Below are 6,478 nucleotides of genomic sequence, written 5' to 3'. Positions count from 1 at the left end.
CTGAACATTGACTTTAATGCTGTTGCAAATGGAGAGAAAAAAGTGATGGTTGCGGCATATAAGCAAATCTTTTATACCGTAAGTGCAGAACTACCTAACAATCCATCAGACCTTTTTGATAATAGCGTTACGTTTGAAGAGTTAACTCGTAAAGGGGTAAGTAATGCGGCTCCGCCTGTTATGGTGTCAAATGTAGCTTACGGCAGAACAATTTATGTGAAATTAGAAACAACATCTAAGAGCAAAGATGTACAAGCTGCCTTTAAAGCTTTACTTAAGAATAACAGCGTCGAAACGAGTGGACAGTACAAAGATATTTTTGAAGACAGTACCTTTACTGCTGTAGTATTAGGCGGAGATGCAAAAGAGCATAACAAGGTTGTTACAAAAGATTTTGATGAAATACGAGATATCATTAAAGATAATGCAGAATTAAGTCCTAAAAATCCAGCATATCCAGTTTCATATACAAGCTCTTTCTTAAAAGATAATTCAACTGCTGCTGTTCATAACAATACAGATTATATTGAGACTACATCTACAGAATATTCTAGTGCGAAAATGACGCTTGATCATTATGGTGCATATGTTGCACAATTTGATGTATCTTGGGATGAATTCTCATATGATGAAAATGGAAATGAAGTACTAATCCATAAAACTTGGGAAGGAAACAACAAAGACAAAACAGCTCATTTCTCTACAGTCATACCACTTCCACCTAATTCAAAAAATGTGAAAGTCGTAGCGAGAGAATGTACAGGTCTTGCATGGGAATGGTGGAGAACAATTATTAATGAACAAAATGTTCCGTTAACAAATGAAATAAAAGTTTCAATTGGAGGAACGACATTATACCCAACTGCTAATATTAGTCATTAATTAAAGCCTAATTGTGATTTGAACCATAATTTTGCCGTTTCGGTAAGGTTATGGTTCTTTTTATTTACGGCAAAGTTATGCTTCTAAAAAATTATAAGGAAGAGTATTTGGGGATAGCGCCACATCGCCATCAAGTTAAGAAATTCATTGTTCCCCAAAACAAAAAAATAGACAACTGTGAGGGATAAAATTTTTGTTTTGGAGGTACTTCAAAATATTAGCTTGATGGGCAGGCAGCAGTCCGATTTGTTCGTAATATCTGATGGTTCGTTTCGTTAAACCGCTTTGTTTCGCTACGTCATCTATTTTTATTTCGTCCATCATTTCGCCCCTATATTTCTTTATTTTTACTATTACACTAACAGGATGTAGTTTTTAAGCTCAAGAATATTATACTACAACCAGAGCTTTTTCAGAAAAAACAAGCGGTTTAGGCTAACCATGAAGAGGGGCTTATTAATAAAATCATTCTTTTCCGTCTATTAAAGTTAACGTTGACGTAAAGGTTATAAAGTTTTATACTAACATTTGTAACGAAATTGCAATCATAGCTTTTTCAATATAAAGGGGATGGATAAGAGATATCAATCAGGGAACTGTAAACAGTAGATTGAACTTGTCCCAAAACCATATATAAAGGAGTTTGTAATGGATGAATTCAAATCAATCATATTCACTTAGTGCCCAAAATCAATCGGCCAAACAACCGCTTGTCGTTTGGGTTATCTTTTTTGCCACAATCATTTCTTTCATGGGCTTAGGACTTGTCGATCCTATTTTACCTGCGATTGCAGAACAACTTCATGCTACTCCAAGCCAGGTTTCCTTACTATTTTCAAGCTATAACTTAATTACTGGGGTTGCGATGCTGATTACCGGCGTTGTCTCCAGCAGGCTTGGTATTAAGTGGACTTTATTGACCGGCATTCTATTTATCATCGTCTTTTCGGCACTGGCGGGTTCTTCAAATGGAATAGGGCAAATTGTCGCTTTCCGAGGCGGATGGGGACTTGGCAACGCATTATTTATTGCCACAGCGTTGTCTGCGATAGTAAGTTTCTCTGTAGGCGGAACCGCCAAAGCAATCATTTTGTATGAAGCAGCCATCGGACTTGGTATTTCCGTAGGCCCACTACTTGGCGGAGAATTAGGCTCTATTTCTTGGCGCGGCCCGTTCTATGGGGTAAGCGTGCTAATGATCATTGCCTTTTTTGCTCTTTTATTAAAAATGCCTCAGGTTGCAAAGCCGAAAGTAAAAAGCTCTATTCTTGATCCGATCAAAGCATTGAAATTCCCTGGATTATTAAGACTTGGGGTTACAGCATTCCTTTATAACATCGGATTTTTCACGTTAATGGCATACGCTCCATTCGTCATGGGATTGGATGAGCATGGGTTAGGATATGTGTTCCTTGGATGGGGAATTTGTCTCGCTATCACATCCGTCTTTGTTGCTCCGAAGCTTCAAGCTAGATTTGGAACGATTAAATCAATGTGCGCGATGTTAACCTTGTTTGCATTAACTCTTTTGGCAATGGGAATTTGGACAGAATCAAGAACAGCTATTATTGTTTTCGTTATCATCGCAGGCCTATTCTTGGGAACGAATAATACTTTGATTACTACAGCGGTTATGCAGGTTGCGCCAGTAGAGCGCGCTACGGCCTCCGCAGCATACAGCTTCGTCCGTTTCATAGGCGGAGCGATCGGACCTTGGCTGGCTAATAAGCTTGCTGAAATGTATACTCCACATGTTCCTTTCGTAATTGGCGCTGTATTTGTATTCGTGGCCATGCTGGTCGTTGCTTTTGGACGGAAACACATTGCGCATGTAGATCAAGTTAGCGGCCACTAAAAAAGGTGTAACATCCTGGGAAGGAATAAAGAAAGATGAACTCCCAGAAAAGGTTAAAGAAAAGATGGGCGTAAAATAAATATTAGTATATGTACAGCAAAAAACCTCTTTGAACATAAAGAGGTTTTTTTTCTGAAAACAATTACCTTGTTAGGTTACAAACTGTTGATTAGCAATAAAGTTATTTAAAAATATGCTTGTTCTGTCATTCTGCAATCGGGGCATTTTGTTGAATAACAGCTTAAAAGAAAATTAGATGTCTTTTTTACATTTTAGAAGAGAGTGTAAGGAATTCTACTTAAAGAGGAAAGGTTTCATAAGTATTCTGATGGGAATATGTTAGAATAGTTATTAGGAATGAGTCTAGCTGATTCAAAAATGAGTAGTAATGAAAAGAGAAAATAGTTTGAAACGGAGGAATTATATGAGTACAATCAAAAAACACAAGCCCAATAAACTAAAAATTGGTTTACGGGTATTAATGATTATTATTGGGGCATTTATAACAGCATATGGACTAGAATCGGTATTAATCCCAAACAACGTTTCAGATGGTGGTGTGACGGGTTTAAGTATCGTTAGCTCAAAACTACTTGGATTACCATTAGGAGTTCTAATTGCAGTCATTAACATTCCTTTTGTTTGGCTAGGGTATAAGCAAATTGGTAGGAATTTTGCCATTTATTCGATTATCGGTATTGCTTCATTAGCAATCGGTACGGTTCTTATGCACCAAGTACCAACCATTATTCACGGTGATACATTGTTAGTTACCGTTGTTGGGGGTATTATCATCGGTTTTGGTATGGGGTTAGCATTGCGTAATGGTGGCGCATTAGACGGGATTGATATGTTAGCCGTATTACTCTCTCGAAAATTACCTTTTGGGACAAGTGACCTCATCTTATTTTTAAACATGTTTGTCTTTATTGTCGTCTCAACAGTATTTGGTCTTGAAGGAGCTATTCTTTCAGCAATTGCTTACTTTATTGCTTCTAAAGTGATTCACATCGTTGAAGTAGGTTTAAGTGGTTCTAAAACATTTAAAATTATCACAAAGGAACCTGAATTAATGGTAGAGACAATTCGAGATCGCTTAGGTCGAAGTGCAACGTATAACGAAGTTTACGGCGGTTATTCAAATGAACAATTTAAAGAAATCACTTGTGTCATTAACCGTTTAGAAGAAAGTAAAATGAAAGAAATCATTCATGAAATTGATGGAAATGCCTTTGTTACGGTATATGACGTAGCAGAAGTAAAGGGCGGTAATTTCAAAAAACATGATATTCACTAGTTATAACTTAGAAAATTTTAATATAGTTTCACAAAAAATCACCTTTTTAGTTTGACTAAAAGGTGATTTTTTGTGACTGGGTTTATAAAGGTTCCGATGAAAAGTACTTAAACGGAGGTGTTATCCGTTGTTACACTCTATTTTTTTTAAGTAAGTAAAGCCCTGTAAGAGAAGATCCAAATGTAATTACAATTCCAACAGCAAGGATTCCCCAGGACAAAGTATTGTTAGGAATCGATTTAGCAAAACCTGATAAGAAGGCCCCGAAAATTCCTAACGAAACTAAACGCATTAGATTAGCCCAACCTATTTTTTGTATCATAGCTCATTCACCTTCCTTTTCCTGATTATACTATCTGGAAGAAGTGATATATCGGGCAATTTTGAATATGGCAAAAGACATGCTGTTTCGTGGTAAATGATGAAGTCCACGCAACTCAAATCAGGGAAAATTATACATGAATTATCACAATATAGGATATTATTTGGTTTTGCGAGACCATAAAATTACAGGTACTAAGATTAATGAAAACAGACCACCAACTAATGATAATGTCGTGTAGCTTGAATTTGCAACGATCATCCCAGACATAGCTCCTCCAGACGCACCTGCCAAGGCAATAAAAACATCCACTGTACCTTGAATTTTTGCTCGATTAGAAGGGTGTGTGTGGTCAACAATTAGAGTTGTGCCACTTATTAAGCCGAGGTTCCATCCTAAACCAAGTAAAGCAAGTGCAATAATTAAAGAAATCATACTCTCGCTTGATCCCAATGCTCCAACTAAACCTGCAGCTAGCAAAGTCATTACAGATGCAATTGCCATTGATATTCTTCCAACTTTATCAATTAAATAACCTGTAAATAGTGATGGAAGATACATAGCCCCTACATGGATACCAATCACAAGTCCTATTGCTCCTATACTATGTCCATGATGCCCCATATGAACAGGGGTCATCGTCATAATGGCAACCATGATTAATTGTGTCAGAATCATAATTGTTGCTCCCAGGATAATTCCCTTATTATTACTTGCATGATTCACGATAAAAGTTGAGTCTTCTTTTTTGTTTTCTTTGTTATAAGATTCAATAGCTTGTGCAATAACAAATGGATCTGGTCTAAGTAAAATGAAGAGGACTAGCCCTGCTAATATAAAAGCTACTCCAGCTAAAATAAAGGGTCCTGCTAGGGCAGGTACACCAATTGAAAGAGCAAAGTCTCCCATAACTTCGACTAAATTAGGACCAGCTACGGCACCAAATGTTGTAGATACCATCGCTATACTTACAGCTGCCCCACGCTGGTTATTATTCGCCAAGTCTGTTCCAGCATATCGAGCTTGTAAATTTGTTGCTGTCCCCGCACCATAAATAAATAGCGAAATAAATAAAAGAAAAACACTATTAAGTATTGCGGCGATAACTACGCCAAGGGCTCCTATTCCTCCCACTAAGAAGCCTGTGAATAAACCAACACGCCGACCAAATTTCTGGGAGAGTCTCCCAACTAATAAAGCAGCTCCTGCTGAACCTAAGGTGAAAAGAGCAGCTGGTAATCCAGCAAAGGCTTCCGTCTGAAGCATTTGTTGAGCGAGGAGAGCACCTACTGTTATCCCAGCGGCTAAACCCGCTCCTCCAAAAATTTGAGACATACTAACAATGAGTAAGGTTCTTTTGTATAATGTCCTCTGTTTTTCAAGAGAATGAATATAGCTTTTTATCTGTAAGTTGGCATGGCTAGACATTTTAACACCTTCTTATTCGATATTATAACTCGTAAAAATTAACCACTTTGTTTGCCCATTCTACTAATTCAGCACAGTCATTCATTGTAGAAATTGGGCATGAAGTTGTCCTATTAATAAAATTTTAGGAAAATTAAATAAAGGTTGGGTTTTTAACAAAGGTTGTTTCATAGAAAAGTATTAAGAGAATGGGAGGATAAAATGAAATAGTGCTTCTCAGTTAACTGTATAAAAATAGTGTATTTATGGCAATGTTTTACTTCGAATTTCCGAAGAATAATTTCTAAAAAACTATGATTTACGGCAATCTTATATTCCTTTTTATTGTACAGGAACTCTCATTCTATATAAGTACAAATTGAAAAATCGACATAAAACCTTTCTTTTTAGGTGGAGAGAGAATCCGGCCATGNNTGGAAAGTCAAAATGGATAGCATCGATTAGCACGTAGAGACCGTGCTCTCAAACGCGAAGTCTATCAATAAGTTTTTTATACTAGTTGTATTTTTTGGAGGAAAGGCTACCTTCCATGCTGTTAGAAATTTGTATGGATTTTTCAAAGATTCGCATCATATTTACATCAAACTGAATTGTTATGTGATTTAAAATTAAATAAAAAAATAATTGACACCTTTCTTTAGCGGGGGTATATTATGTATGAAAATTAAATATGACTCTGTTAGGTGAGGCTCCT

Annotated in this window: 5 protein-coding genes and 2 pseudogenes; 4 read left to right on the top strand and 3 right to left on the bottom strand. The window is 36.7% G+C overall.

Translation table 11 applies throughout. The features are described from left to right. The coding region (locus tag COO03_RS23505) for a thiol-activated cytolysin family protein (protein ID WP_176524417.1) at positions 1-882 on the top strand (882 nt) is incomplete at its 5' end. A 222-nt stretch (positions 883-1,104) separates the two neighbouring features. On the opposite strand, the pseudogene COO03_RS23500 reads toward COO03_RS23505, so the two are convergent. Beyond that, positions 1,105-1,203, bottom strand: a pseudogene (locus tag COO03_RS23500) (MerR family DNA-binding transcriptional regulator); the annotation flags it as partial. 331 nt (positions 1,204-1,534) lie between these two features. Between COO03_RS23500 and COO03_RS23495 the strand changes: the two are divergent. The 3 genes and pseudogenes from COO03_RS23495 (at position 1,535) to COO03_RS23490 (ending at position 4,034) form a co-directional block, all read left to right on the top strand. Beyond that, the gene (locus COO03_RS23495) at positions 1,535-2,737 is read left to right on the top strand and encodes an MFS transporter (RefSeq protein ID WP_097899420.1); all 1,203 of its coding nucleotides are present in this window, start codon (positions 1,535-1,537) and stop codon (positions 2,735-2,737) included. Beyond that, positions 2,736-2,816, top strand: a pseudogene (locus COO03_RS28255) (YxeA family protein); the annotation flags it as partial. The gene COO03_RS23495 and the pseudogene COO03_RS28255, both read left to right, overlap by 2 nt. Positions 2,817-3,161: 345 nt before the next feature. Next, complete coding sequence (locus tag COO03_RS23490; RefSeq protein WP_170958194.1) at positions 3,162-4,034, top strand: YitT family protein; 873 nt, start codon at positions 3,162-3,164, stop codon at positions 4,032-4,034. A gap of 130 nt (positions 4,035-4,164) precedes the next feature. On the opposite strand, the gene COO03_RS23485 is transcribed toward COO03_RS23490, so the two are convergent. Both COO03_RS23485 and COO03_RS23480 read right to left on the bottom strand, forming a co-directional pair. Further along, on the bottom strand, positions 4,165-4,356 hold the full coding sequence (locus tag COO03_RS23485; protein WP_097899418.1) for a hypothetical protein: 192 nt from the start codon (positions 4,354-4,356) through the stop codon (positions 4,165-4,167). Between the two features lie 159 nt (positions 4,357-4,515). Continuing rightward, the gene (locus COO03_RS23480) at positions 4,516-5,784 is read right to left on the bottom strand and encodes an MFS transporter (RefSeq protein WP_097899417.1); all 1,269 of its coding nucleotides are present in this window, start codon (positions 5,782-5,784) and stop codon (positions 4,516-4,518) included. Between the last annotated feature and the right edge of the window lie 694 nt (positions 5,785-6,478).

The organism is Bacillus sp. AFS098217, from assembly GCF_002551815.1.
Taxonomy (GTDB): Bacteria; Bacillota; Bacilli; order Bacillales; family Bacillaceae_G; genus Bacillus_A.
Note: the sequence above shows the minus strand (reverse complement) of the source record. Positions and strands in the feature narration are given on the sequence as shown.